This is a genomic window from Nitrosomonas sp. Nm58, assembly GCF_900107335.1.
Classification (GTDB): Bacteria; Pseudomonadota; Gammaproteobacteria; order Burkholderiales; family Nitrosomonadaceae; genus Nitrosomonas.
On the sequence record NZ_FNPQ01000003.1, the window covers coordinates 1 to 26,867 of the forward strand.

Here is a 26,867-nt window from a genome sequence, read left to right on the forward strand (position 1 = left end):
TCATCTCAGCCCCTCCGTCCGTTTGTGGAAAAATCTTATTATCTCCACCTTGGCACGTAGATGCCGTTAGGTCCGTGAGGGGCTCAATCTCAATCTCTATTGCTCACCTCTGCTCCCCGTGGGGAGGGAGGCGTCCATCCCATCTCCTTAATAAATAAGCGCCCATACATTAATCATGACGGTCCAGGCAGGTAAATACATCCTGGTACACTGACAAGATATGTCGCGCTTTCCTTCTGACGAGGAAATCAGAACAAGCCTGAAGAACGATTGAAGGTATTTTGAATCAAGTGGAATTTTGCTTACGCCAACAGACAGGCAGAAATCCAGTCATTTAATGATGAGAGGAAGGGATGGGAATGAAAAGGCGCAGGAAAAGTAAATACAAAGGCGGTCCGATCGTAAGCACAAATACAGCATAAGAAGGATGGGGTGAGAAGCTGGGGAACAAACCCATCACAAACATTACCATTGGTGATCCTACGATAACGTCAAGCAACGCGATTTCACCAGAAGGTTTAGGCTTGCTTACGGAATATTCACAGTTGGCCAGGCAGACTCGCTCAGCAGGTGAAGCCGGTTCAGCACAAGCCCCCTCCGTATGCGCCATGCTCTGCTGCGCTGGCAGATAAGGCATCACGAGACAGCCCTCCAGCATGATCTTTACCTGCACCGCCAATAGCGAAATGAGTAATAACCCGCTTAACAACCGTTTCGAATACCGAAAGGAAAGCAGGCTGGAGCAGGTATAGAGGGTCGAATGCTTCATTCCAGACAGCAAGTTTTAATACTCAGTATAGAGTTGAGTCTTACTGTGTTATTGATCAAACACTACTTGATCTCTACAGCCATTTTACGATGGGAATCAGCCATATCCATATTTGCTTTTGCAGCTTGTTCGTAAAGACGGATCAAAGCCCCAGTATGCTCCTGCAAATCTTGGGCTCGTCTGCCATAGTATGGAGCATTGATTTCGTATTTCTCAAGCATTTTCTTATACTCTTGTGCTTTTGACTGTAGATCTTTAGCAACCCCTTCATAATGCCTAGCTAGCGCCTCATGGTCAGCAGCGGTTTTAGCATTCTGAATAGCTTGCGTCATATCCATTGGATGAGGATACATGTGTGCGCATGAAGTCAGCAGGCCAACAACAATTAAAACTAAAAAATTAGTCCATATTTTCATGTTGCTCCTCCTCAATTAAGAAGTCAGGAATTGAGATTTTTTGATGCAGTTCCTGCACCACTGCAATTTCTTATTGTTGGCTTATTTTAGGGATATTGCAACTTATTCTAAATAAATTTAGACTCTGATGCCTCCTGGCATACTGACAGGATACAATTAACCCGAATATTTCATAAATTGGCACGTGCCCTCACTTGCCTTTTGATTAATAAGAAAGATTTTGCTCAGTCGGGTGTATGAGTCACTACACCACTCTTTCTCAAAACTTCCCTATTAATCAAGATCCTGCGTGATCATCACGCGAATTTATGAAATATTCGGGTTAATGATGAGAGGAAGGAATGGAAAGGAAAAGACGCACTGTGCTCTGTCGCATGCGAAAGAAATCATCATAAAGGCCTGTGCTCTTGCTTCTTTGACCTCATCCCCTATGCGTCACCAAAAATTATGAATTAATAATTCCAATCCTAGAAAATTCCGTACCCTTTGAATATCCCTCAGCGCCAACACTTATACGAATTGCGAAGGAATCTCAGTGAGGATTAGGCAAAATTCACTCGCCTTTATGAAAAATTTGGATTAGGTTTGCAATTATTGAGCAGTGACTCGATAGCAGTTCTGAGGGGCGATACGGGCATTGCCAAAGCTAATTGATTCAAATCTTGAGCGGCGCTTTGGCTAAGCTGTGGTTTCTGTTTGGATGAAATGCTCATTGAGTTTCTACGACAACGGGCATCCACAACGATTTGGATTGAAACCACTTGAGAATCAAACTTGTTGAGCAATGACGGAGTGATTTGTCTTAATTTTGCCGCTATAGCGCTACTATCCGTATATATTATGAGTATTCCATCAGAAAATTTTCCAATGACGCATCGTTTAGCTAATTGAGGAGAAATCATTCTCAAAAAGAGATGTTGTATTTGAATTATTTGATTTGCTGACACGAATAAGCTCTGATGAGCTGGCATTCCGCTAAGGATACTAAGAAAATTACCCACTCTACGCGTAGTCATATTTTATACTATGCAATCTTTCCAGGAAAATATATTAATTTAAACTGTGATTAACCGCATCTTATTGATATAGTCAGGTGAAGTCTAAAGACACCACCCACTGTAGCACTGTTTCCCATAGACATAACCTTGCATCCCTCTAAGTTATTTTTAGTTTAATCCAGTCATGAGTCAAACGCATACTGAGGAACCATAATAGCAGATTTGCTTTCCATGCTCTTTGTTAAAGCGATAGCAAAATTCGTTAAAATACTTTGTATTCGTTGAAATATTTTTGTAAGCATCTTGACGATACCCTGTAATAGGCTCACAGCAAAAAATACTTCGAAAGTGTCATTGGCGGTGTGTGCCTGGAGGAATCATTCTCTGGGTTTGTCAGGGAGTATCACCCAAACAGCATGATTCTGAGTTTTACCGATCTCCGCCAGTAAAGGTAATCATCACTCCCCCTTTTTTGATCTGATGAAAGAGATTGTTTAAAAAATTATGATATCTCTTCCTGATCAATGCTAAATACCACCGCATGTCAATGCAGCCGGTTACTACTCTCTTCAATGTTCATATCAGAGGTTAGCAAGCTGTTGAGAAAAAATTAATTTACGAACCTGAATCAGGATTCACACTCATGGGCTTAGCTTCTGAGATAAAGAAATTTTTCTCAGAAGCCACGGGCTAATGCTTAATAATAGCATTAGCGACATCATCTTCGCTCATAGCTGGCAGCGTATTTTGAACTGTTGATGGAAGCGCTTCGGGTCTATGTTCTAGTGCTAATTCCAGAACCTGATCTATCCATTTTACTGGTTGAATTTTTAGCTTGTTCTTTATATTTGCCGGTATTTCATTTAAATCTTTAATATTCTCTTCTGGTATCAGCACCATCTTAATACCACCACGATGAGCTGCTAATAGTTTTTCTTTGAGCCCACCTATTGGTAATACCTCTCCACGCAATGTTATTTCTCCTGTCATGGCCACAGTTGCACGAACCGGTATTCCTGTTAATACAGAAACCATAGCAACGCAAATACCAATACCTGCACTAGGTCCATCCTTTGGCGTTGCACCTTCAGGCAAATGAATATGAATATCTTTTTTAAGATAAAAATCATCTGCTATGCCAAGTATTGTTGAGCGACTACGAACTACTGACAAAGCAGCCTGAACAGATTCCTGCATCACCTCACCTAATTTACCGGTAGTAATTGTCTTTCCTTTACCAGGTAATGCCACTGCCTCAATTGTTAGCAGCTCTCCACCCACTTCTGTCCACGCCAAGCCAGTAACCTGTCCTATTTGACTTTTTTCCTCTGCTATGCCGTAAGCATAACGATGAACACCTAGGTAATTACCAAGATTGCGCGAATTAATCGTAACTTTCTCTTTATCTTCCCCTTTTTTGCTTAATATGGCCCTCACAACTTTACGGCAGATCTTGGAAATTTCTCGCTCCATGGCCCGTACACCAGCTTCCCTCGTATAGTGACGCACGATATCTCGTAGAGCAGATTCAGAAATTATCAACTCCCCTTCTTCAAGCCCATGATTCTTCATTTGCTTAGGTAATAAATATTGCCTAGCAATATTGAGTTTTTCATCTTCCGTATAACCCGATAATCGTATTACTTCCATACGATCAAGCAATGCGGGAGGTATGTTCAGTGTGTTAGCTGTGGCAACAAACATTACATCTGATAAGTCATATTCAACCTCAATGTAATGATCAACAAAAGTACTATTTTGCTCTGGGTCAAGTACCTCCAATAATGCAGAAGCTGGATCTCCACGAAAATCCATTCCCATCTTATCCACTTCATCCAATAAGAATAATGGGTTTCTGACGCCAACCTTAGTAATATTCTGCAGAATTTTCCCAGGCATTGCCCCTATATATGTACGACGATGACCGCGTATTTCTGCTTCATCACGCACCCCTCCCAAAGACATACGCATAAATTTCCGATTCGTAGCACGAGCTATAGATCTACCAAGCGAGGTTTTACCCACTCCAGGAGGACCAACAAGGCAAAGGATCGGTGCTTTTAGTTTGCTAACTCTTTGTTGTACAGCTAAATACTCTATTATTCTTTCTTTAATCTTTTCTAATCCATAATGATCTTGCTCTAAAACGGCTTCTGCCGTATTAAGATCCTTACAAATTTTACTTTTCTGCTTCCACGGTAATGAAACTAACGCATCAATATAATTACGAACAACTGTAGCTTCAGCTGACATCGGTGACATCAGACGTAACTTCTTCAACTCTGACTCAGCTTTTGTATGCGCATCTTTAGGCAATGAGGCGGATTTAATTCTTTTCTCGATTTCCTCTAAATCAGCCCCCTCCTCTCCTTCGCCCAACTCTTTCTGAATGGCCTTAACTTGTTCATTCAGATAGTAATCTCGTTGACTCTTCTCCATCTGACGCTTAACTCTTCCACGAATACGCTTTTCTACTTGAAGAATATCGAGCTCTGTTTCCAACAAACCCAGTAGATGTTCTAATCGCTTCTGTACATCAAAAATTTCAAGTATTTCCTGCTTTTTCTCTAATTTCAGGGGAAGATAAGCAGCGATTGTATCAGCCAATCGCCCAGCCTCATCAATACCCGCAAGAGATGCCAGAATTTCAGGGGGTATCTTTTTATTTAATTTTACGAATTGATCAAATTGCGATATGAGGGCGCGACGTGTTGCTTCTATTTCTGGAGTATTTACACTGTCAATAGAGATTTGAAGTGCCTTTCCTGAGAAATAAGATTCTGAGTCAATAAATTCCAAAATACGAGCCCGGTAACTTCCTTCCACCAAGACTTTAACGGTACCATCAGGAAGCTTAAGCATTTGAAGCAGACTCGAAACACAGCATATGCTATAAAGATCTCGTGGAGCAGGGTCATCTTTAGCAGCTGATTTCTGTGCTACCAACAAGATATTCTTGCCGGACTCCATAGCAAGCTCTAATGCCTTTATAGATTTTGGCCGTCCAACAAATAGGGGTATTACCATATGCGGAAAAACAACTACATCACGTAATGGTAATAATGGCAAAATCAGTTGATTTGATTCGTTATCTACCGAGGTCATATTTACACTTTAGGTTAAACACCAATAGTCTAAACTAGGGCGCTATTCTATTCAAAAATATCGAATTGGAAATACTACGATGTATCGCAGTTATTTAATGCGTTTCTTAATTTGATGATTTTTAGCTAATTTTACTCCGAGTGCTATAGTCAAACTTAGCTATCATTTTTTAAGCTTGCTTTGAATTCTTAGTAATCTTTGGTTGATCTGAATAAATCAAAATAGGTTTGATATCACCATTTACTGATCCATAATCAATCACAACTTTAGAAACATTCTCAAGTGAGGGTAAATCATACATTATATCCAGCAGTGTCTCTTCCAGAATCGATCGCAGACCACGTGCCCCTGTTTTGCGTATCAATGCTTTCTTTGCTATTGCTTTAAGTGCCTGCTCACGAAATTCTAATTCAACACCTCCCTCCATGTTGAATAGTTTCCAATATTGCTTGACAAGAGCATTTTTAGGTTCGGTTAATATTTGGATCAGAGCAGACTCATTAAGTTCATCTAATGTCGCAATAACTGGCAAGCGTCCAACAAATTCTGGGATTAAACCATACTTAATCAGGTCTTCAGGCTCGACTGCCTTTAATACCTCATTAATTTCTTTATGGTTATCGCGATTGATTATTTCAGCACCAAAGCCTATACCACCCTTTTCCGATCTTGATCGTATTATTTTATCTATCCCATCAAATGCTCCACCACAAATGAACAAAATATTGGTAGTATCTATTTGAATAAACTCTTGATTGGGATGCTTACGTCCTCCTTGAGGAGGCACTAGGGCAAGTGTTCCTTCTATTAGCTTTAACAACGCCTGCTGCACGCCTTCACCGGAGACATCCCGAGTGATCGAAGGATTATCAGATTTACGCGAAATCTTATCTATTTCGTCAATATAAATAATGCCACGCTGAGCCTTCTCCACATCGTAATTACATTTCTGTAGTAATTTCTGAATGATATTTTCGACATCCTCACCCACATAACCCGCTTCGGTAAGCGTCGTTGCATCCGCAATAATGAATGGCACATCCAATAATCTAGCTAGCGTTTGAGCTAATAGGGTTTTACCAGAACCGGTTGGGCCAATTAAAAGAATATTACTTTTTGCAAGTTCTATATCATCAGTATCACTGACCTTGGTCAAATTCCTTAAACGCTTATAGTGATTATATACAGCGACAGAAAGAATCTTCTTGGCTGATTCCTGACCGATAACATATTGATCTAGAATCTGGCATATTTCACGAGGTACAGGCAGATTTGATTTCGCTAATTTAGCTGTTTCATTAACTTGCATTTCCTCGCGAATAATATCGTTACAAAGATCGATACATTCATCGCAAATAAATACAGATGGTCCCGCTATCAGCTTTCTCACCTCATGCTGGCTTTTGCCACAAAAGGAACAATAGAGAAGTTTATCGCCATTCATTTTCTCAGACATAATTTAACTCCACAACCATTGAGTAAATGCCATTTTAACAAAGGAAAGTATTGAAATCTGATTAAACAAAGCAAACCCATTTCATTTCTTATTATCTCTACTCGTCAATACTGCATCGACAAGACCATACTTTACCGATTCTTCTGCACTAAGAAAATTATCACGATCCGTATCTCTCTCTATCGTCTTTACTGACTGCCCGCTATGCTTAGCCATGATCTCATTCAAGCGACTTTTCAAATACAAAATCTCTTTAGCATGTATTTCAATATCAGAAGCTTGCCCCTGAAATCCCCCCATGGGTTGGTGAATCATAACGCGGGAGTTGGGCAAACAAAAGCGTTTACCCTTTGCTCCAGCCGTCAACAACAAAGAACCCATACTTGCCGCCTGGCCAACACAAAGCGTACTGACATCGGGTTTTATAAACTGCATCGTATCGTAAATAGCAAGTCCTGCAGAAACCAAGCCCCCGGGAGAATTGATATAAAAAGAAATATCTTTATCTGAACTTTCTGATTCCAAAAATAAAAGTTGAGCCACAATCAAGTTTGCCGATGCTTCAGTAACTGGTCCTACAAGAAAAATAATCCTTTCTTTTAATAATCGTGAATAAATATCATAGGCACGCTCACCCCTCCCGCTGGTTTCAATAACCATCGGAATCAAACCTAAACCTCTCGTCTCCAAATTAACTTGCTCCTGTTTAAGCTGACGCATGAGGATAACCCATCAAATCCTCAAAAGCTATCTCCTGGTCAATCACCTTGACCTGCTCCAATGCCCATGAAACGACATTATCTTCCAATACTATTGATTCGATCTCTCTCAAACGCTCAGGCGACGAGTAGTGCCACTTAACCACTTGCTCAGGATTTTCATAACTCTGAGCATAATACTCTACATATTTTTTTATCTGTTCCGGCTTAACATTCAAATTATGAATTTTTACTAACTCAGCCAAAATTAAACCCAATTTCACACGCCGCTCAGCTCTTTCCAAAAATGATTCTGGCGAGAGAGGGATTTCTTCGCTGTGTATGCCTTGTGTTGCAAGGCTATTTTTGGCATCTTGAACTAAATGTTTTACTTCCTGCGCAACTAAAATTCTTGGCGCATTACATATCGCCGTATCAAGTAAGCATTGCATGATTTGTTCTTTCAGTTTTGCTCGGGTCCTTTGAGAAACTTCACGCTCCAGACTTAATCGAATTTCGTCATACATTCTTTTCATATCGCCATCTTGAATACCAAGTGATTTGGCAAATTCATTATCGATATCAGCTAATACAGGCTCCTCAACTTTGTTGAGCTTGACATTAAATACAACGGGTCTTCCCGCAACTTCTTTATCGTGATAATCATCAGGAAAAATCATTTGAAATGATTTCTCTTCTCCCAAATTCATACCGAGAATAGCATCTTCGAAATCTTTTAAAATGTATCTATCGCCCAGAATCAAAGTAAAATCATTCGCCTTGCCACCCTGGAATTCATTCCCATCGATCAGACCGCGGTAATCGATATTAACTCGATCACCTAATGCTGCTGGTCGATGAACCAATTCATATTTGGCTCTCTGTTTTTGCAAAATATGCAATGTTTTTTCAACTTCTTTATCATCAATTTTTACCACAGGCTTATTCACACTGAGAGCACTCAAATCACCAAGCGTTATATCCGGATAGACCTCAAATGTCGCACTAAATTCATAATGAGCATTATTTTCTTCAGATTGCTTAGCTTTAAAATGTGGAGCTCCGACAACTCGTAAATTTTGCTGCTGGACAGCTTCTTGAAAATGCTTCTGCAACATTTCTCCCAACACTTCCTGACGCAACTTCGCGCCAAATTGTTGAGCCACTATTCTTAGCGGTACTTTACCAGGGCGAAAACCTTGTACTTTTACTTTTCCAGCCAAGCGCTTTAGACGATCGTCTACTTCCACTTGGATATTTTCTTGAGAAATCGAAATATCAAGATTTCGTTCCAAAATATTGGGATTTTCAACGTTTGATTGCATTAAATCTTCCTAAATAACTGCCAAATAATTACCAAGATGAATAAATATGTTGCGTAATATAAGCCGAAAAAGACTTAAACTCGATTCTCTGGTGCGAAAGGGGGGACTCGAACCCCCACACCTCATCGGCGCCAGAACCTAAATCTGGTGCGTCTACCAATTCCGCCACTTTCGCGTATTACCCTGTTTTTACCACTATTTAATTATACCTTTTTATTCATAATATCGCAGCCGAACTATCTTACATCTTGACAAGACACTACTTTACCACTCACTCCCCTGCTATCTGGCCCCATAAAGAAAAGATAAGTCCTCATTAAATCCTGAGGTTGGAGCAATAAATGTTTTATTTCACCCGGATGTGTTTTTGTGCGCTGAGGTGAGTGAACAGGACCAGGAATGAGCGCATTGATACGTAAGTTTGGCAATAACTCCCATTCTTGGGATTGAATTTTAACTAATGCTTCCACACCTGCCTTAGCTACTGCAAACCCACCCCAATAAGCAGAGGGCTCATGACCATGTGTATCTGATGTCATAATAATACTGGCATCGGAAGATGCTTTGAGTAATGGCAGGCAAACTCGATTAAGTGTAGCCGGCGCAAGTAAATTGACTTGCATGATTAATTGCCATTGCTCTAGCGTATGGTTCTCCAATGGCATCGGGCCAAAGGTAAATGCAGCATTATGCAATATCCCATCTAGTCTGCCTAATTGCGATGCAATTGCATCAGCGATCGCCTGAAAATCTTTCTCTACTGCTTTCTCAAAATCAAAAGGAAAAATAATGGCCTCTTCTCTACCTAGCGCTTGAATATCATCGTAGACACGCTCTAGTTTCTCAACTTTGCGACCATGCAAAATGATTGTAGCACCATAAGTAGCATAAGCTATCGCAGCAGCGCGCCCAATCCCCTGCCCAGCCCCGGTAACTAAAATGACTCGTTCGCTAAGTAAATCTTTATCCGCTTGATAATTCTTTAAATTGTTCATCAAAATAAGAGCAATAACATGAAAGACTATCTATTTTATACCTAACTCATTCTAAATCAGTTGCAATACCATGCCATTGCTTATATATGAAGAGTTTATACTTTAAAAGATACATAAAAATTAATCGCCACAGCAACAGGCTGCCGAAGCAAAGTCTGTCACTGTAGCGATCCTCACATAATCCGGAAATGGATAGGGTTACATCTCCATACCACCCATACCACCCATACCACCCATGCCGCCCATACCAGCACCAGGACCAGCAGATTCTTCTTTTGGCGACTCCGCTACCATTGCATCAGTCGTCAGAATGAGGCTCGCAACAGAAGCAGCGTTTTGCAATGCTGAGCGCGTAACTTTGGTAGGATCTAATACACCCATGGAAACCATATCTCCATATTCGCTCGTGGCCGCATTGTAGCCAAAGTTACCCTGACCTTCTTTCACTTTATTAGCTACCACAGAAGGCTCATCACCACAGTTGGCCACAATTTGACGCAATGGTTCTTCTAATGCACGTAAAACGATTTTAATACCTGCATCCTGGTCGTGATTATCACCTTTCACTTTGCTTACGGTATTAATCGCCCGCAACAACGCTACACCACCGCCGGGGATAATCCCTTCTTCCACCGCTGCGCGTGTAGCATGCAGTGCATCTTCGACGCGTGCTTTTTTCTCTTTCATTTCAACTTCAGTAGCCGCGCCTACTTTGATGAGCGCTACACCACCCGCCAATTTTGCCACCCGTTCCTGGAGTTTTTCCTTATCGTAATCACTCGTAGCTTCTTCGATCTGAGTACGAATTTGAACCACACGCGCTTCAATATTTTTAGCGTTACCTGCACCGTCGATAATGGTGGTATTTTCTTTCCCAATCTCAATTCGCTTAGCTTGCCCCAAATCTTCCAGTTTGGCTTTTTCGAGCGACAACCCAACTTCCTCAGCAATTACTGTACCACCCGTGAGGACTGCAATATCTTCCAACATCGCTTTACGGCGATCACCAAAGCCAGGCGCTTTGACTGCGCAAGTTTTAAGTATTCCGCGTATGTTGTTTACCACCAGCGTAGCCAGCGCTTCGCCATCCACATCTTCAGCGATGATCAGCAGAGGCTTGCCTGCTTTGGCTACCTGCTCCAATACTGGTAGTAAATCACGGATATTGGAAATCTTTTTATCGTGCAACAACACATAAGGGTTTTCCAGCAATGCGATTTGTTTTTCCGCGCTGCTGACAAAATAAGGAGAAAGATAACCACGATCAAATTGCATCCCTTCAACGACCTCAAGCTCGTTCTGCAAGCCTGAGCCGTCCTCAACCGTAATCACCCCTTCTTTACCCACTTTTTCCATTGCCTCAGCAATGATCTTGCCTATTTCCACATCGGAATTGGCTGAAATACTGCCAACCTGCGCAATTTCCTTGCTTGTGGAACAGGGTTTGGAAAGCTTTTTCAAATCTTCAATGGTTGCCGTAACCGCTTTATCGATACCGCGTTTTAAATCCATTGGATTCATGCCAGCAGCCACATAGCGCATTCCTTCTTTTACGATAGATTGCGCCAATACGGTCGCGGTTGTAGTTCCATCGCCGGCTACGTCAGATGTTTTGCTCGCGACTTCCTTGAGCATCTGGGCGCCCATATTTTCGAACTTATCTTTCAGCTCAATCTCTTTCGCTACTGAAACACCATCCTTGGTAATCGTAGGTGCGCCATAAGAGCGCTCCAGCACTACATTGCGACCTTTTGGACCCAAGGTGACCTTAACCGCGTCTGCTAGAATGTTGACCCCATTGACCAAATTATGACGGGCCACATCACCGAATCTTACTTCCTTTGCTGCCATCATCTTTCTCCTAATATACAGTTATATTATCTAATTACTAAAAATCTCGAACCCAATTAACCTTCGACTACTCCCATGATATCTTCTTCGCGCATTACCAGATATTCTTCACCTTTTATCTTTACGGCCTGACCAGAATATTTTCCAAACAGTACCTTGTCGCCCACCTTGACTTCCAGCGCGCGAACTTTACCATCATCACCCACTTTACCTTTCCCTACAGCGACTATCTCGCCTTGGTCTGGTTTTTCTGTAGCTGAATCGGGAATAACAATTCCAGAAGCGGTCTTGCGTTCTTCCTCGAGCCGCTTGACAATAACACGGTCATGTAAAGGGCGAATATTCATAGCTGTTTCTCCTAATAATGATTAAAAAAACATGAACACCAATAACGTAAATAACGTTGGCCTGGACAGGGAAAGTCCCGCAGAGGCATTGGCGATAACATAAATAGCATTAGCACTCATCGCCAACGAGTGCTAATAATAGGATCTATTAGAAGGAATTTCAAGTCAATGAGTGATAAAAATTTGTCAGAGCGCAGCCAAAAAGCCGTATGGCACCCTTGTACCCAAATGAAAGAACATGAGATTTTTCCTCCCGTTTCCATAGTAAAAGGTCATGGAGTCTGGTTATACGATTCCAATGGCAATTGCTATATCGATGCAATCAGCTCCTGGTGGGTCAATCTGTTTGGCCATTGCCACCCTCACATCAATAGCGCCCTCAATGATCAGCTCAGCAAGCTTGAACATGTCATGCTTGCTGGTTTCACGCATGAACCCGTCGTATCACTATCAGAACGACTATGCAAATTAGCGCCGGGCAACCTGGGACATTGCTTTTACGCCAGCGATGGCGCTTCGGCGACTGAAATTGCTCTGAAAATGAGCTTTCACTACTGGCAACAATGTGGTCTGACTGCCAAAATCGATTTTATTAGCTTACAAAACGGCTATCACGGTGAAACGCTGGGAGCCCTGTCAGTAACCGATGTCGCGCTTTTTAAACAAATCTATGCACCCTTACTGCGACATACCCAGCACATGCCCTCCCCGGACTGGCGTAATGCAGTGGAAGGAGAATCTCCTGAGGAACATGCATTGAAAGCAGCCAATAAGCTGGAAAATTATCTCAATGAACATCATGCTCATACTGCCGCACTAATCCTAGAACCGCTCGTTCAAGGTGCCGCAGGAATGGGAATGTATCATCCTGTTTATCTACAGCGTGCCAGAGAAATCTGCAGTAAATATCAAGTACATCTGATTGCAGATGAAATTGCGGTTGGATTTGGTCGTACGGGGACGATGTTCGCTTGTGAACAGGCCAGCATCACGCCTGATTTTTTATGTTTGTCAAAAGGATTGAGCGGTGGTTATTTGCCGCTTTCAGTTGTCATGACAACTAACACCATTTTTCAAGCTTTTTATCATGACAAGACCTCTCAGGCTTTTTTACACTCACATTCCCATAGCGGCAATGCTTTGGCCTGCCGGGCTGCGCTGGCCACACTCGACATCTTCGAGCAGAACAATATTCTTGAAGCCAATCGTATTAAAGCAAATTATCTCAACCAACTGTCACAATCGCTTCAATCTCATCCCAAGGTAAGCAATTTTCGTAACTGCGGCATGATATGGGCGTTCGAAGTCATTACTGATGACCCTACTTTTACAAACTCTTTCTTTAAAAGGGCGCTCGATAAAAAACTATTGCTGCGTCCACTCGGCAATACTGTTTATTTCATGCCCCCCTACATTATTAATGAAGATGAAATGGATTGGCTGGTAAAAAGCGTATTGCATATTCTTGATACGTTTTGATACAAAATAAAGGGAAACCATCATCATGCAACTCACTTTCTTGGGCGGCGCCGGTGAAGTCACTGGCTCAAGCTACCTGATCGAAACCACTCACACACGTTTTCTTGTGGATTGCGGCATGTTCCAAGGGGGGCGTGAGGCAGATCGTAAGAATAGAACGGCTTTCTGCTTCGATCCGGAACAGATTGACTTTGTTCTGCTCACTCATGCTCATATTGATCATTCCGGGCTACTCCCTCGCTTAAGCGCATGGGGTTTCAGAGGCCCCGTTTACACGACTGAAGCCACTATCGATCTCCTTAAGGTCATGCTCAAAGATAGCGCCTATATCCAGGAAAAGGAGGCTGAATGGCAGAATAAAACGTTAAGACGCAAGCACCTATTCTCCAATCACGAAAATGCCCCACTTTATACCGTTGCACAAGCAGAAACCTTTCTTAAACAATTGCGTGGCGTAAGCTATGACACAGAAATTTCCCCTCACCCATCAGTACGCTGCAAATTCCGTGATGCAGGACATATACTGGGTTCCGCCATTATTGAACTATGGATAAAATCTGACACAGAGCAGAAAAAATTGGTATTTTCCGGTGACCTTGGACAACTCACCCACCCTATCGTACGCGACCCAACGCCCATTCAGCAAACCGACATCCTGCTCATAGAATCAACCTACGGTAATCGCTTGCATCGAACCATGACCGATACTCTGGATGAATTGGTCCATGCTATCAACGATACGCTATTGCGCAAAGGCGGCAACATCGTCGTACCCGCTTTTGCTGTAGGACGCACACAGGAATTACTCTTTCTGCTGGTGGATCTTCACCGTCAGGGCAAGCTTGGAGAGATGGATATCTATGTAGACTCACCCATGGCGCTTGCCGCCACAGACATCACACTAAAGCATGCCAAACTGCTAGACAAGGAGGCAACCGAGACCCTGCAGTGGTTCAACAGTAGCGGCAGAAAATTAAAGATAAATTTTATCCAGGATGTTGAAGACTCGATCACACTTAACACGGTACAACAAGGCGCAATTATTATTTCTGCCAGCGGCATGTGTGATGCGGGGCGTATCAAATATCACCTCAAATTTAATCTTCCCAGACCCGAATGCTCCATCCTCATAACCGGCTTTCAAGCTGCAGGAACACTGGGGCGAAGATTGGTTGATGGCGCCAAGCAAGTTCACATCTTCGGACAGGAGATACCTGTTCGCGCGGACATCTACACCATTGGTGGCCTTTCCGCACACGCGGATCAAGCAGGTTTGCTGAGCTGGTTGAAAAATTTCAACAGTGAACCAGAAAGAATCTTTGTCGTTCATGGTGAATCAAGTAGTGCCGCTGCATTGGCAGATGCTATTGAACAAAAGCTAAAGTGGCATGCCATTGTGCCAGAACGACTCACTTCAATCCCGCTTTGAACGAAATACATCTTTACTACAGCAACATCAATGCCATCCCCGGAAAAATCGCTTCAATGAGCCATAACCATAGTGGCGTGAATACTCCATCATCACTCATGCATTGTGGTCGATTTTGGTTTGGGGCCGGTCCCACGTAAGTGGGTCAGGTGTTGCAATAAATCAAACCAGAATGGTGCACCAAAGAGTGAGGCCGATGCAGTGATCAGCCAGCCAAAAATAATTAACAGGAAACCAGGATAATCATAATGATAAAATTCAAGAAAACTGGAGCAGCCAGATTCTGTTTTGCAAAATTGCTGATTCTGCCAGCCAATAGGCAACTCTTCCAATTGTTTAAAAGAATCAATCATGGCCTGACTCTTGTCCTCGGCAACGTCATCATTAGCCGTAAGCACCCTATCTTCTGCGATGGGGGCTGAAAGAGGAAGGCTAGTCGTCATGGTAATTCGGGCGGCTAAAGTCGGTTGTTTCCACAATGTTGAAAAAAGGTGAATGCTATCGATATTCAACATCGCCGCCAGCACGAAGGCAATGCCAAAACACCAAACCTGCGATTGCCGCTTGAATGAACCAGCCACCCGGTCCATTCCTGCATCGAACCAGGCAACCAGTTGCTCATGCAATTTCTCCATTTTACCGGCTGATCTTTCATACATGCCACGAAGTAGTTTGCGAATTTGCTCGTCCTTGATGGCATCAATGTCCTCGCTGAGTCTTGCAAAATCATCAGGTGCGGATTGGATCGCATCGATCAAGGCAAGTGAGAAATTTTTTGAATCGATGTAGGAAGGGCGACTCCCGAGATCTGCCAGCGATGTAGCTGCGCCGTTACCTGTCGGATGCACCAATGCATGATTGTAAATTCTTAAAAGCAGTTCCTCGCCACAGGGATTGCCAGCATTCAGGAGCTTTTTAATCCCTGTCAACAAACTCTTCGAGCGAAGACCGAGAAAAGATGCGATGGACTCATAAATGGAACTCGTAATCAATGCAACCGATGCATAGCAAAACACCAATCCAATCGCAACTTCCACAACTGTGCCACTTAGCATTTTGCCCTCCTGGACATGGATATCACTTCACTTTACTTGTCACGTACTTTCGAGCAATCATTCATATAATCAGGATTAAACCCGAATATTTCATAAATTGGCACGTGCCCTCACTTGTCTTTTGATTAATAAGAAAGATTTTGCTCAGTCGGGTGTATGAGTCACTACACCACTCTTTCTCAAAACTTCCCTATTAATCAAAATCCTGCGTGATCATCACGCGAATTTATGAAATATTCGGGTTAAAGGCCATTGCGTCCGCCTTCCTTACTTTGAGGTGAGCTGATATTTCCTGGCTGCCAGATTGCCGATCTGCTTGCCCATCGCAGCGCCAGTCATGCCTGAATTACGATAGTGCACCCCATCATAAATACGTGCATTGATCACCTCCTGCATGAAATCGTCGATTTTCACCCAACTCCGCACCGCTCCCCCCGCTGCATTGCTGGTTGTGGTCAATAACGGCGTAGCACCCGTTCCGATCTCTGCTTGCAACACGGTACCGACAGCTGCAGAAACGATGCAATGCGCACAGGGATACTCGGGATGCATGGGGGTATCAATGAAAGGTATCCAGGATGGATCTCTTTCCGTCGCGTCATTGCCATCGATGTCGCCATTGCGGATTGCAGTCACGGGCCGCCAGAAGCCATAATGATACTTGGCATCGAATACAGCGATCAGCGCATCATCTGATGCTTGGGTGACTGCCGCAAATAGCCGCGCGTTCTGCGTAATTTCTCTTCCCGGAACATTTGCGACCGAGCGCACGATGCCATGGTAAATCGGTGGCATGACTTCTTCCCAGAAACGGGCAATCTCAGTCTGTCCACTCGTACGCTGCTGACTGTCCTTACGACCAAGCGCTTTGACTTCATTATAGTCACGCGCCCACAATTCACTTCCTAGTTCAGGCGGTGGCGTTGGGCGAAACTGGGCAGGATTCGACATCAACCAAGGCTTACGCTGCGCCCACTGGGGTGCTTCCGGAATTACCGTAGGGATATAGGTGCCAGCACTCGTAGGCGGACGATAGGTTTCTAATCCAGCAGCTCCATCCTCTATGCGCAACGCCAGGATCGCTGCAGCCGCTTTCTCGCCTATGGCAATACCTCCAGTTTTTGCTGGCCCATCAGCAATCGCCGCGAGAGCAGCCTGATAGACACTATTAATCGCTGCCTGTTGAGCGGGTACGAGCTTCGATAATGCCGCATGGTTCGCAGCCGCGACTGCGGCCTCAACCGATGCCCCGGAAGCGGCCTCTAGCTTCAGATCACTCACTGGATATCGCTGAGTGATCGCATTGGTAGCTTCATAGACTGCTGCATGCACCATTGCCAGTGCCCGCTCTGCAGGTAGCGGTCCGATATTGGCGTTAACAACGATATCTCCAGCCCGCTGGTTCCATTCTGTCACGGCATCCGCATGCGCTGACGAAATCGTAAATACCCAAACAGCCGTGATCAGAAGCACTATTCGCTGGCATTTAATCCTGTATTCCATACTATTCTTTCCTTTCCTTTTCTGTCCCAAACTTAAAAAACTCCCAATCATCCTTCCTGCGACAATTTGCCACATTTTCAATACCTGCTTTCGCAGTAATAATAAGACACCTACAGCTTTCACTTCATTCAGTATGCTCATACTCATCCTTGTATATCAGAAACGATTCTCATGCAAATGTTCTTAATTAGAAGGATGGGTACTGTGGTAATTGAAACACGCTATCAGATGCATCACCGCTAGTTAAATAAAACCACTATCCTTCCTCTACTTCACCTGCCTTTTTACTGAAACAATGTAAAAAGACAGGTGTTTTTTTGCGAGCAGCCACTGTCGGAAAGTATCTTGAAATGCATGATTCAGGCCAGCCGATTCACGCCAACAAGCTAGCCCGAATATTTCATAAATGCGCGTGATGATCACGCAGGATTTTGATTAATAGGGAAGTTTTGAGAAAGAGGGGTGTAGTGACTCATACACCCGACTGAGCAAAATCTTTCTTATTAATCAAAAGACAAGTGAGGACACGTGCCAATTTATGAAATATTCGGGCTAGGGCCTCCTCTGCTCCGAAAGTACCAGTTCCACTTGCTGCTGACTGACTGGCATCGCACGCGCCGATTGCTTGATCCGCGCAGCACGCTTTTTCCACCAGATATAGACGCCTATCACACTGAGCATAGCCACGACAAGCTCCATTACCGAGATTGGGATACGCCCCGAATGCAGTGGGAATTGCGCTTGGACAAAAATATCCGCCGCGGTTCCCTTCCAGGGCTGACGATCACCCAGATATTGTCCATCCACTCCATCATCATATAAGCGCTTATGGCCGACGCCCCCGATACCATGATCGGCGTCCGGGTAAAAGAATTGCACACCATAAATACCAAGAGACCTTTGCAAAAGTCCTTTCCTCGATTACTAATTCATTGTTTTTATTAATATAATATTTTTAAAAATAGGGTTTTGCAAAGGCTTCAAAGTAATTAAAGATATACAAAGCATAGATTCAATTACCTGAGAGAAGAACCCAAGCAGTGAAACGGCTTGCCGAGCAAACAAACCTCCAAAGGTTACCGGCGTACAACCTGTCTGGCCACAATAATTATGAGCGTAATCAACAGCGTCAGCATGAGCGCTACTATGCTCTCAAAACGCTGATAAAACGTCTGGGTTGACTATTGTTCCGTGATCAAGTTATTCCTTGCGCGAATATATGTCAGGATGATGAATTTCCAAGAACCATTCTGGCTGTTGCACCGCTACGAAACCATTTTGCTCATACAGTCCGTGCGCATCATAAGTTGCCAACATCCAACGGCGCAGCCCTTGCAACTGTGGATGCGCAAGGATGCACGAAATCAGCCATTTTCCGAGTCCACGCCCTCTGTAATCCGAGACGACAAACACATCGGAAAGATAGGCAAACGTGGCACAATCCGAAATAGCGCGAGCAAAACCAATTTGCTTGTTACAGTGATACAACCCAAAACACAGCGAATGATTCACCGACTTCTCGACAGTGGCTCTTGGAATATGCTTGGCCCAATAAGACTCCTTGCACAAAAAACCATAAATCATTTCCATGTCCAAATCTTCCCGGTTGTCTGTCACCGTGAATTCACCTTGTTGCCATTTCATAAATCGTTCTCTTTGCAAGGTTTAACGTTTGAACTAGCTGACAGGCAAAAGCAGTGCTCCGCTCTGTTTTTGCCTGTCAGTGTTGAGTAAATTGTCACGTATCATTACGAGCAGCAAGCGCTTTGAACCTGTTGAATTGGGGGACATGGAACCGTACCGTAGGAACAAAAAACACAGCAATCACCCGGCCTTGGCTTAAGCAGTACACCACACTCCTTACACTCATAAAACCACTGACAAGCATGGGTAGACATCGTCTCAATTTCTTTGTGCCCGCACTCAGGACACGTAATAGCTGATTGCAGAATGATTTCTTTAGCCATGAATATCCTCTCGTCGCTGCTTGTATTTGAGCCTATCTTATTTGGCAGTAATAATTCCCCAATGGCCCGCGAAAATGCTGTTTGTAGCATATCTCATCAAATGGCGGAGAATTTTCGTTCTCTTCCCAATCAACCCAGCTTGCCGTCAATTCTCGCCCGCCAGTAAATAGGGGCAAAGTGTGCTGCCCATAACGTGAAGCAGATGAGCCATACCGCACCTGCGCATAGATAGAGTATCGGCCCAAGAGAGGAAGCAGCCGGTATGATGTCAGGCAGTATTCTGAACACTGTGGCAGCCTGAAAGCCAAGAAACAGCAGCCAGGTAAAATGATCCAGCACCAGCGGGCGACCAGAGTGCCCTATCGTCACACGTGAGGCCATACCCAGTACCATGCTGGCAAAATAGCCAATCGCCAGCGCATGGAGTGGTGCAAGCCCAAACCAGATGCGTTCACCCTCATTCAACCACATCATCAGACTCTGTGCTGCAAACAGCAGCATCGACACGCTCAGCCAGGCAAACGAAATATGCAGTACGGCCAGCAGGCTCACGCTGAAGCTGCGCGACAATCCCCAGGCCCACGACAGATAGAGTGCACAGCCGGCCAATGGCAAATCCACCCACCACGCATACTGCGGCATCCCCGCGAGCTGTAACAAACCATGACCCGCTGAGCAGGCAAGCATCAGCCAAAGCAGAACATAAGGCCTGACAATCACGTAGTTTTCCAACACTCGGCTGGAGAAAAAAGGAATCATGCGGTGCGAAACAGTTAACAAAATGGGTAGCAGGAAAAACCAGATTCCTGCCTGTCGCGAAAAATCAATAAATAATGAATGATCAGTCAGGAGCCATGCCAGATAAGCTGCCACGCCCAACCAGCCAAAGATGAAGGCGACACTGGCCACGCGCGCGTGGCGCTTATCCTCCGCTTGCGTGTTGAGCAGAACACGTAATAGCGCCATGATCGCAATCGCCCACCCCGTCAGCATTGCTATGATCCCAGCTGCCAGCACAGGCTTACCGATGAACAAACCAGCGTAGAACATGACGATGCCCCCGGCCATGAACAAACATGTGGCAAGAAAATGACGTGATTTGATTTTTTCACCATTCATCCAGTTTGGAAACGTGGTAAATAAAAAACCAAAAATGAAAAATGGGAAGAAACCATATACCATCAAGAAGGCATGCGCCCAGATGGGTGTCATACTCCATACTGGCGCACTGCCGACGACGCCATAGCGCCCCATCAGATCAAACGCCCACCATAACAGCGTGAACACACCCTGCAGCGCACCCACCAGAAACAAACTACGATGCGGTGCGGCAGACAAGTGATGCCAGATAGTTGCCTGTTTATTCATACATTTTCCTTGTAATTTAGTTTAATTTTTTCTAGCGGATGAATAGCCCTTAAGTTATATCCGACTTTTTCTCTTACCGTTTTTATCAGGCTACATATTTGTTATGATGTACTCATTATTTATGTAAGCACCCTATTTGATGTAATGCTCAATATTGATTTGCATTGTCACTCTGCTGTTTCAGATGGTCTTCTGACACCCGCTCGCCTCGTAGAGCACGCGGCCTTGCGTGGCGTCAAGGTGCTTGCGTTAACTGACCATGATGATGTAGCGGGATTAACTGAGGCCCGTATTGCCGCGCGTGAAAAAAATATCATACTTATTAACGGTGTGGAAATCTCCGTTACGTGGCAAGGCAGAACCCTGCATATCATCGGCCTCGGTATCGATCCTGAATACCCTCCATTGGAGCAAGGCCTCGCATCAATACGTGAAGGACGAGTGGAACGTGCACGTAACATCGCTGCTCACCTCGATCGTTGCGGCATTCATGGCAGCTTCGAGGGTGCCTATGCCTATGCCGGTGATGGACGATTGATCGGTCGTACCCATTTTGCGCGTTTCCTGGTTGAAAAAGGATACGCTAAAGATGTCCGGTCGGTGTTCAAAAAATACCTCGTCAAGGGTAAACCAGGTTATACCCCTCACCAGTGGGCAACCTTAAAGGATGCAGTTAGCTGGATACGTGGCAGTAGTGGTCAGGCAGTCATTGCTCATCCCGCGCGCTACCAATTGGGTAAAAACGTTCTGGAAGCATTACTCCACGAATTTCGTGACCTTGGCGGCACAGGTCTTGAAATCATCTCACCCAGTCATACCTCCGATCAGACAAAGCTGTTCGCACATCATGCCGAGCGATTGAATTTATTGGCTTCATGCGGCTCTGATTATCATGGACCTGGCGAAAGTTATTTTGATCTCGGCCAATTACCGCCACTACCTGCTGGATGCACGCCTATCTGGCATGATTGGAATATTGAGCAAAATTAGATCATTATTGAACGGCTGCAGCAAACTTGCGCTATATTACGATAACATATCGATAAAGACTCGGATCTCAATTAATCATGGCACAATTTTTTACTATTCATCCCCAAAATCCCCAAATAAGGCTGTTACGACAAGTCGTCTCGATTCTGCGCGATGGCGGCATCATCGTTTATCCGACAGACTCCTGCTATGCGCTCGGTTGTCAGATCGGCAACAAAGATGCCATGGAACGCATACGCACTATACGGCAAGTCGATGAGCATCATCATTTCACGCTGGTATGCAGGGATTTGGCTGAGATTTCCAACTATGCCAAGGTAGATAATATTCAATACCGCCTACTCAAGGCGTGCACACCAGGCAACTATACGTTCATACTCAAAGCCAGCCGTGAAGTACCCCGCCGCTTGCAGCATCCCAAACGTCAGACTATCGGTTTGCGTATTCCGGACCATCCCGTAGCCCATGCCCTACTGTCAGAATTGAATGAGCCGTTATTGAGCTCCACTCTGATTCTGCCTGGAGATGAGTTACCGCTGAATGATGCCGAGGAAATCCGCCAACGCCTGGAACGTCAGGTAGATCTGATAATCGATGCGGGTTCTTGTGGTGTAGACATGACAACTGTGATTGACCTGACAGGTGATACCCCTGAATTAGTCCGCGCAGGCAGAGGCAGCCTCATACCCTTTGGGATGGTACATGGATAGTATCATTCAAGGCATCGCCATTTATGCACTCCCCGTTATTTTTGCCATTACCTTACATGAAGCAGCACATGGTTATGTTGCCAAGCATTATGGTGACTTGACTGCTTATATGGCAGGGCGCATCACGCTCAATCCGCTCAAGCATATCGATCTGGTGGGAACTGTCATTGTACCGCTGACGCTGTTTATCATCGGCAAGCTAACGATGGGCACTGGTTTTCTGTTTGGCTGGGCCAAACCGGTACCCGTTAATTTCAATCAGTTACGGCACCCTAAGCGTGACATGCTGTGGGTTGCGGCAGCAGGACCTGGCGCTAATCTTTTCATGGCCTGTTTCTGGGCATTGATCATCAAGCTGGGGCTGATCTTCCCAGAAGGCATTTACGCTAAACCGATGATCCTGATGGGCATGGCAGGTATCGAAATCAACCTTATTCTAATGGTACTGAATCTGCTGCCATTGCCGCCTCTGGATGGAGGACGTATGGCTGTCAGTTTGCTACCCTATCGTCTCGCCTACCAATTCTCAAAGATCGAGCCTTATGGGTTTATGATTTTGTTATTATTGATGATGACTGGCGTGTTGGGTATGATCGTCTGGCCATTTATCATCATAATGAAGCAACTCCTCGTTTGGTTGTTTGGATTGTATGTCTAACCCCGCAATGCAAAACGGTTTGCCTTTCATAAACAAGCGGTCCACCAATGCTCTCATTGAATCTCTGATCAACTCTGTATTAATTTAGGATTTGTAGCATGTTTGCTGATCGCGTTTTATCGGGAATGCGCCCGACCGGTAGCCTGCATTTAGGGCACTATCATGGTGTGCTGAAAAATTGGGTAACATTGCAACAGCAGTACGAATGTTTGTTTTTCGTCGCTGACTGGCATGCATTAACTACTCATTACGACTCACCTGAACTGATTGAGCAACATACCTGGGACATGATTATCGACTGGTTGGCTGCCGGCGTTGATCCTGCTCAGGCAACCCTGTTCATTCAGTCTAAAGTACCTGCTCATGCTGAGTTATATCTGTTGCTTTCGATGATTACGCCGCTTGGCTGGCTGGAACGCGTCCCTACCTATAAAGACCAGCAGGAGAAATTGACTGAAAAAGATTTGAGCACCTATGGTTTTCTGGGTTATCCCCTGCTGCAGAGTGCGGATATTCTCATTTACCGCGCTAATCTTGTTCCTGTCGGCGAGGATCAAGCACCTCATCTTGAGTTTACCCGGGAGATCTCCCGTCGCTTCAACCATATTTTTGGTAAAGAACCTGGATTTGAAGAAAAAGCAGAATTAGCAATCAAAAAACTTGGCTCCAAGAAATCCAGACTTTACAGTGAGTTACGAAATCTTTACCAGGAGCAGGGTGATGAGGGCGCACTCGAGGAAGCCAAATCATTGCTGGATGAACAGCAAAATCTAAATATGGGTGACCGGGAACGATTATTTGGCTACTTAGAGGGAAAGAGCAGAGTCATTCTTGCAGAGCCTGAAACACTCCTCACGCAGGCATCGAGAATGCCAGGACTGGATGGTCAGAAAATGTCCAAATCCTATAACAACACTATCAGCTTGCGCGAAGATGCGGACAGCATCAGGAAAAAAATCCGCACCATGCCGACTGATCCGGCACGTGTACGCCGCAGTGACCCAGGTGATCCGGCCAAATGCCCGGTATGGTCATTTCATTCGGTTTACTCCAATGATGAGGTCAGGAGCTGGGTACAGCAAGGCTGTAAAAGCGCAGGCATTGGCTGCCTGGAATGCAAGCAACCTGTCATTGATAGCATACTGGCTGAACTCGCACCCATTAGTGAGCGCGCTAAAATGTATGAGGAAGATCCGGCGCTTGTCAGAAATATCGTTGCAGACGGTTGCGAAAAGGCCAATAAATTAGCAGAAGAAACCATGCGCGATGTCAGGGAAGTCATGGGACTGAATTATTCCTAAGTAGCCACGCCAAAACGAAGTTCCACTAAATCGTAAGACTCGTTTTAACGAAACTTCGTTTTCTCAGACTCTGCGCGCTGGCGCCCTGCACTATATCCATCTCGCTCACTTATTCAGAGCTGCCTTGATATCTTGTCTTTCACTGACTTCAAAATTAAGAAAGTAACTTATCGCTGCTCATGAGCATGTTAGACAGCACGGTCAATACTCAGCCCATTGCCAAGATTTGTGGTCAACCGCTATTAGAGATACCACGCGACCTCTATATCCCGCCAGAGGCTCTAGAAGTATTTCTCGAGACCTTTGAAGGTCCGCTCGATTTATTACTGTATCTCATACGCAAGCATAATCTTGATATCCTGGATATCCCGATGGCGGAGCTCACCCAGCAATACATGGCTTATGTGGACATGATGCGTGCCGATCAATTTGAACTGGCGGCGGAATACCTGCTCATAACCGCGCTGCTGATCGAAATCAAGTCGCGCATGCTGCTACCCCACCCTGTTACCGCTGTGGAAGAGGAAACTGATCCGCGGGCAGAGCTGGTACGCCGCCTGCTGGAATACGAACAAATGAAAAAGGCGTCGATGCGCCTCAACGAATTACCTCAAGCCAATCGGGATTTTGCCCCGGTACAGGTATGGATTGATCACGTCGCAACCAAGCAACTCGCCCATGTAAATGTAGATGATTTACGACACGCCTGGATTGCGCTGATCGAACGTGCCAAGGTAAACCGCCATCACCATATCGGCCATGAAGAAATTTCAGTCCGGGCCTGCATGAGTCAAATCCTGCGCAGTCTGCAAGGCCATGATGCAGTGCGCTTTGATGAACTATTCAGTAAAACTGCCGGTGTCGTGGAAATCGTCGCCAATTTTCTCGCCTTGCTGGAACTTGCCAAGGAAACACTCGTCGATATCACTCAATCCGAAAACTTTGGAACGATTTATGTCAAATCAACCCAATCCGCCCCTTCCCTCTGAAACGCCTACCTCCTTCAATCAGCACGAAATCATCAAAATCCTGGAAACAGCACTGCTGACTGCGCAAGAACCTCTCGCTATTTCAGAAGTAAAAAAATTATTCGAAGGAGAGGTCAGCAGCAAAACACTCCATGCGTTACTCGAGGAATTACGTGATAAATGGCGTGATAGTGGCATTGAACTGGTCAATGTCGCTGGCGGCTGGCGCTTCCGCAGCAAGCCGGAAATGCAGGTATTTCTCGATCGACTCAACCCACAGAAACCGCCCCGCTACTCGCGGGCAATACTGGAAACACTAGCGATTATCGCCTACCGGCAACCCGTGACACGCGGCGATATCGAAGAAATCCGCGGAGTAGCCGTCTCAAGTACGATCCTGAAAACTCTGGAAATACGTGGATGGATCGAAGCAGTCGGACAACGTAATGTGCCCGGCAGGCCCACTCTCTACGCTACTACAGAGACCTTTCTCAATGACCTCAACCTTCGATCGCTCGAACAGCTCCCCCCATTGGATGAACTGGCAATACTGACTGATCCGGAAAATCAAGAGATCATATCCTCTCCAGAAACGATTGATGCGCAGCAAAGTGAGGAAATCTCTTCATTAAATCCTGAGGAATAGCACCAAAATATTTATTGGATTTAGCGACAACTCGTTTATCCTTATCGATGGGCTGAAATATTCCAGGATTGGTTGTTAGCCAAGATGAGTTATTGGTCACCAGCATATTCTCATCAATCAGAAAATCCAGCGTAGTAGAGCAAATGGGCGAGGCGACATCCGCGCTCTACGATGTTCAGCGTGTTACACATACAATATAAATCTAATAGAAAGTATTACTCAGGAAGGTTGCTCTGACAATTATCTGGCGTCAGGACCAGCATCCAGGTAATTGTGATCAAGGTCTAATGTTTAGTTTCCCTACTATTCCTTTTACTCTTATTTCTGGAAATATAAATAAAGGAACACCGATCAATACACGAGCCACCTACCTCTATTAACTCATGTATCAATCAGTATTTCTTGGTATTACCCAGGAATAGCAAATGCCGCATGGCAGATTCTTCTGTGAATCAGCAACGACCCTTTTTGGCTTGACCGGGAGGACAGTGATAACCTGGGTTTCCTCCGCTGGGATATCCATAGTGTGGATCTCTAGGTGGCGCACCATAATATTGACCTCCAGGGGGGGCAGCATAATAGTGATCTCGACGTGGCGCAACATAATGTGGCCGCGGATCATGATCTGTGGTAACCGCAGTTCCTGCCGCTGCCCCCAGTGCTCCACCGACAATCGCACCTTGGCGACCTCCCATTTCATTGCCAATAGCTGCTCCTGCAGCTCCGCCAAGCGCCCCGCCAATGGCTGCATCAAGTGTAGAGTTGTCTGCGCTTGCTTCCACAGTAGCCAGTGCAAGCGCTAATAGTAAGTATTTCAAATTCATGGCGTAATT

At 44.8% G+C, this 26,867-nt stretch carries 25 protein-coding genes and 1 tRNA gene; 8 read left to right on the top strand and 18 right to left on the bottom strand.

The features are described from left to right. Positions 1-334: 334 nt before the first annotated feature. The 11 genes from BLW34_RS02450 to groES all read right to left on the bottom strand — a co-directional run bounded on the left by BLW34_RS02450 (position 335) and on the right by groES (position 11,960). The gene (locus BLW34_RS02450) at positions 335-769 is read right to left on the bottom strand and encodes a hypothetical protein (RefSeq protein ID WP_143037845.1); all 435 of its coding nucleotides are present in this window, start codon (positions 767-769) and stop codon (positions 335-337) included. A gap of 62 nt (positions 770-831) precedes the next feature. Continuing rightward, on the bottom strand, positions 832-1,185 hold the full coding sequence (locus BLW34_RS02455; RefSeq protein WP_090575152.1) for a hypothetical protein: 354 nt from the start codon (positions 1,183-1,185) through the stop codon (positions 832-834). Between the two features lie 563 nt (positions 1,186-1,748). Further along, on the bottom strand, positions 1,749-2,132 hold the full coding sequence (locus BLW34_RS02460; protein ID WP_177165933.1) for a DciA family protein: 384 nt from the start codon (positions 2,130-2,132) through the stop codon (positions 1,749-1,751). Positions 2,133-2,873: 741 nt separating this feature from the next. After that, entirely contained in the window at positions 2,874-5,288 is a 2,415-nt protein-coding gene (gene lon / locus BLW34_RS02465) for an endopeptidase La (protein WP_090575157.1), read from the bottom strand. 169 nt (positions 5,289-5,457) lie between these two features. Beyond that, positions 5,458-6,744 (bottom strand): ATP-dependent Clp protease ATP-binding subunit ClpX, encoded by a 1,287-nt coding sequence (gene clpX / locus BLW34_RS02470; protein ID WP_090575160.1) that lies wholly within the window; start codon positions 6,742-6,744, stop codon positions 5,458-5,460. An 81-nt stretch (positions 6,745-6,825) separates the two neighbouring features. Then, entirely contained in the window at positions 6,826-7,464 is a 639-nt protein-coding gene (gene clpP / locus BLW34_RS02475; protein ID WP_090575163.1) for an ATP-dependent Clp endopeptidase proteolytic subunit ClpP, read from the bottom strand. After that, complete coding sequence (tig, locus tag BLW34_RS02480) at positions 7,451-8,767, bottom strand: trigger factor (protein WP_090575166.1); 1,317 nt, start codon at positions 8,765-8,767, stop codon at positions 7,451-7,453. The genes clpP and tig overlap by 14 nt, the downstream gene beginning before the upstream one ends. Positions 8,768-8,856: 89 nt before the next feature. Continuing rightward, positions 8,857-8,942: transfer RNA gene (locus BLW34_RS02485), tRNA-Leu, on the bottom strand. A 61-nt stretch (positions 8,943-9,003) separates the two neighbouring features. Next, a complete protein-coding gene (locus BLW34_RS02490; RefSeq protein ID WP_090575169.1) occupies positions 9,004-9,762 on the bottom strand; it encodes an SDR family NAD(P)-dependent oxidoreductase in 759 nt (252 codons plus the stop codon). 198 nt (positions 9,763-9,960) lie between these two features. After that, positions 9,961-11,613, bottom strand: a complete 1,653-nt coding sequence (gene groL, locus BLW34_RS02495) for a chaperonin GroEL (protein WP_090540225.1) — start codon at positions 11,611-11,613, stop codon at positions 9,961-9,963. Positions 11,614-11,669: 56 nt separating this feature from the next. Beyond that, complete coding sequence (gene groES, locus BLW34_RS02500) at positions 11,670-11,960, bottom strand: co-chaperone GroES (RefSeq protein ID WP_090540227.1); 291 nt, start codon at positions 11,958-11,960, stop codon at positions 11,670-11,672. A 168-nt stretch (positions 11,961-12,128) separates the two neighbouring features. Between groES and bioA the strand changes: the two genes are divergently transcribed. Continuing rightward, complete coding sequence (gene bioA, locus BLW34_RS02505) at positions 12,129-13,439, top strand: adenosylmethionine--8-amino-7-oxononanoate transaminase (protein ID WP_090575172.1); 1,311 nt, start codon at positions 12,129-12,131, stop codon at positions 13,437-13,439. A gap of 25 nt (positions 13,440-13,464) precedes the next feature. Continuing rightward, complete coding sequence (locus BLW34_RS02510; RefSeq protein ID WP_090575175.1) at positions 13,465-14,868, top strand: MBL fold metallo-hydrolase RNA specificity domain-containing protein; 1,404 nt, start codon at positions 13,465-13,467, stop codon at positions 14,866-14,868. Positions 14,869-14,960: 92 nt separating this feature from the next. Here BLW34_RS02510 and BLW34_RS02515 read toward each other — a convergent pair whose 3' ends face one another. From BLW34_RS02515 to BLW34_RS02540, 6 genes are all read right to left on the bottom strand, one after another. Next, positions 14,961-15,923, bottom strand: a complete 963-nt coding sequence (locus BLW34_RS02515; RefSeq protein WP_090575178.1) for a hypothetical protein — start codon at positions 15,921-15,923, stop codon at positions 14,961-14,963. Between the two features lie 267 nt (positions 15,924-16,190). Then, on the bottom strand, positions 16,191-17,426 hold the full coding sequence (locus BLW34_RS02520) for a vanadium-dependent haloperoxidase (RefSeq protein ID WP_090575382.1): 1,236 nt from the start codon (positions 17,424-17,426) through the stop codon (positions 16,191-16,193). 552 nt (positions 17,427-17,978) lie between these two features. Continuing rightward, complete coding sequence (locus BLW34_RS02525; RefSeq protein WP_218138748.1) at positions 17,979-18,332, bottom strand: PepSY-associated TM helix domain-containing protein; 354 nt, start codon at positions 18,330-18,332, stop codon at positions 17,979-17,981. A gap of 294 nt (positions 18,333-18,626) precedes the next feature. Then, entirely contained in the window at positions 18,627-19,070 is a 444-nt protein-coding gene (locus BLW34_RS02530) for a GNAT family N-acetyltransferase (protein ID WP_090575181.1), read from the bottom strand. A gap of 104 nt (positions 19,071-19,174) precedes the next feature. Beyond that, positions 19,175-19,393: a GDCCVxC domain-containing (seleno)protein gene (locus BLW34_RS16735; protein WP_090540297.1), complete on the bottom strand. Its 219-nt coding sequence runs from the start codon at positions 19,391-19,393 to the stop codon at positions 19,175-19,177. A 129-nt stretch (positions 19,394-19,522) separates the two neighbouring features. Further along, on the bottom strand, positions 19,523-20,761 hold the full coding sequence (locus BLW34_RS02540) for an NnrS family protein (RefSeq protein ID WP_090575185.1): 1,239 nt from the start codon (positions 20,759-20,761) through the stop codon (positions 19,523-19,525). A 144-nt stretch (positions 20,762-20,905) separates the two neighbouring features. Here BLW34_RS02540 and BLW34_RS02545 point away from each other — a divergent pair, with 144 nt between their 5' ends. The 6 genes from BLW34_RS02545 to scpB all read left to right on the top strand — a co-directional run bounded on the left by BLW34_RS02545 (position 20,906) and on the right by scpB (position 26,034). Further along, positions 20,906-21,751 (top strand): 3',5'-nucleoside bisphosphate phosphatase, encoded by an 846-nt coding sequence (locus tag BLW34_RS02545; protein WP_090575188.1) that lies wholly within the window; start codon positions 20,906-20,908, stop codon positions 21,749-21,751. Positions 21,752-21,828: 77 nt separating this feature from the next. Further along, positions 21,829-22,461, top strand: coding sequence for an L-threonylcarbamoyladenylate synthase (locus BLW34_RS02550; protein WP_090540243.1), 633 nt, complete (start codon positions 21,829-21,831; stop codon positions 22,459-22,461). Then, positions 22,454-23,119 (top strand): site-2 protease family protein, encoded by a 666-nt coding sequence (locus BLW34_RS02555; RefSeq protein WP_090540245.1) that lies wholly within the window; start codon positions 22,454-22,456, stop codon positions 23,117-23,119. The genes BLW34_RS02550 and BLW34_RS02555 overlap by 8 nt, the downstream gene beginning before the upstream one ends. Positions 23,120-23,217: 98 nt before the next feature. Continuing rightward, positions 23,218-24,420, top strand: a complete 1,203-nt coding sequence (locus BLW34_RS02560; RefSeq protein WP_090575190.1) for a tryptophan--tRNA ligase — start codon at positions 23,218-23,220, stop codon at positions 24,418-24,420. A 179-nt stretch (positions 24,421-24,599) separates the two neighbouring features. Next, complete coding sequence (locus BLW34_RS02565) at positions 24,600-25,409, top strand: segregation and condensation protein A (RefSeq protein WP_090575193.1); 810 nt, start codon at positions 24,600-24,602, stop codon at positions 25,407-25,409. Next, positions 25,375-26,034: an SMC-Scp complex subunit ScpB gene (gene scpB / locus BLW34_RS02570; RefSeq protein WP_090575196.1), complete on the top strand. Its 660-nt coding sequence runs from the start codon at positions 25,375-25,377 to the stop codon at positions 26,032-26,034. The genes BLW34_RS02565 and scpB overlap by 35 nt, the downstream gene beginning before the upstream one ends. A 452-nt stretch (positions 26,035-26,486) precedes the next feature. Here scpB and BLW34_RS02575 read toward each other — a convergent pair whose 3' ends face one another. Further along, positions 26,487-26,858 carry a glycine zipper domain-containing protein gene (locus BLW34_RS02575; RefSeq protein WP_090575199.1) on the bottom strand — a complete coding sequence of 124 codons (372 nt, stop codon included), beginning with the start codon at positions 26,856-26,858 and terminating at the stop codon, positions 26,487-26,489. Between the last annotated feature and the right edge of the window lie 9 nt (positions 26,859-26,867).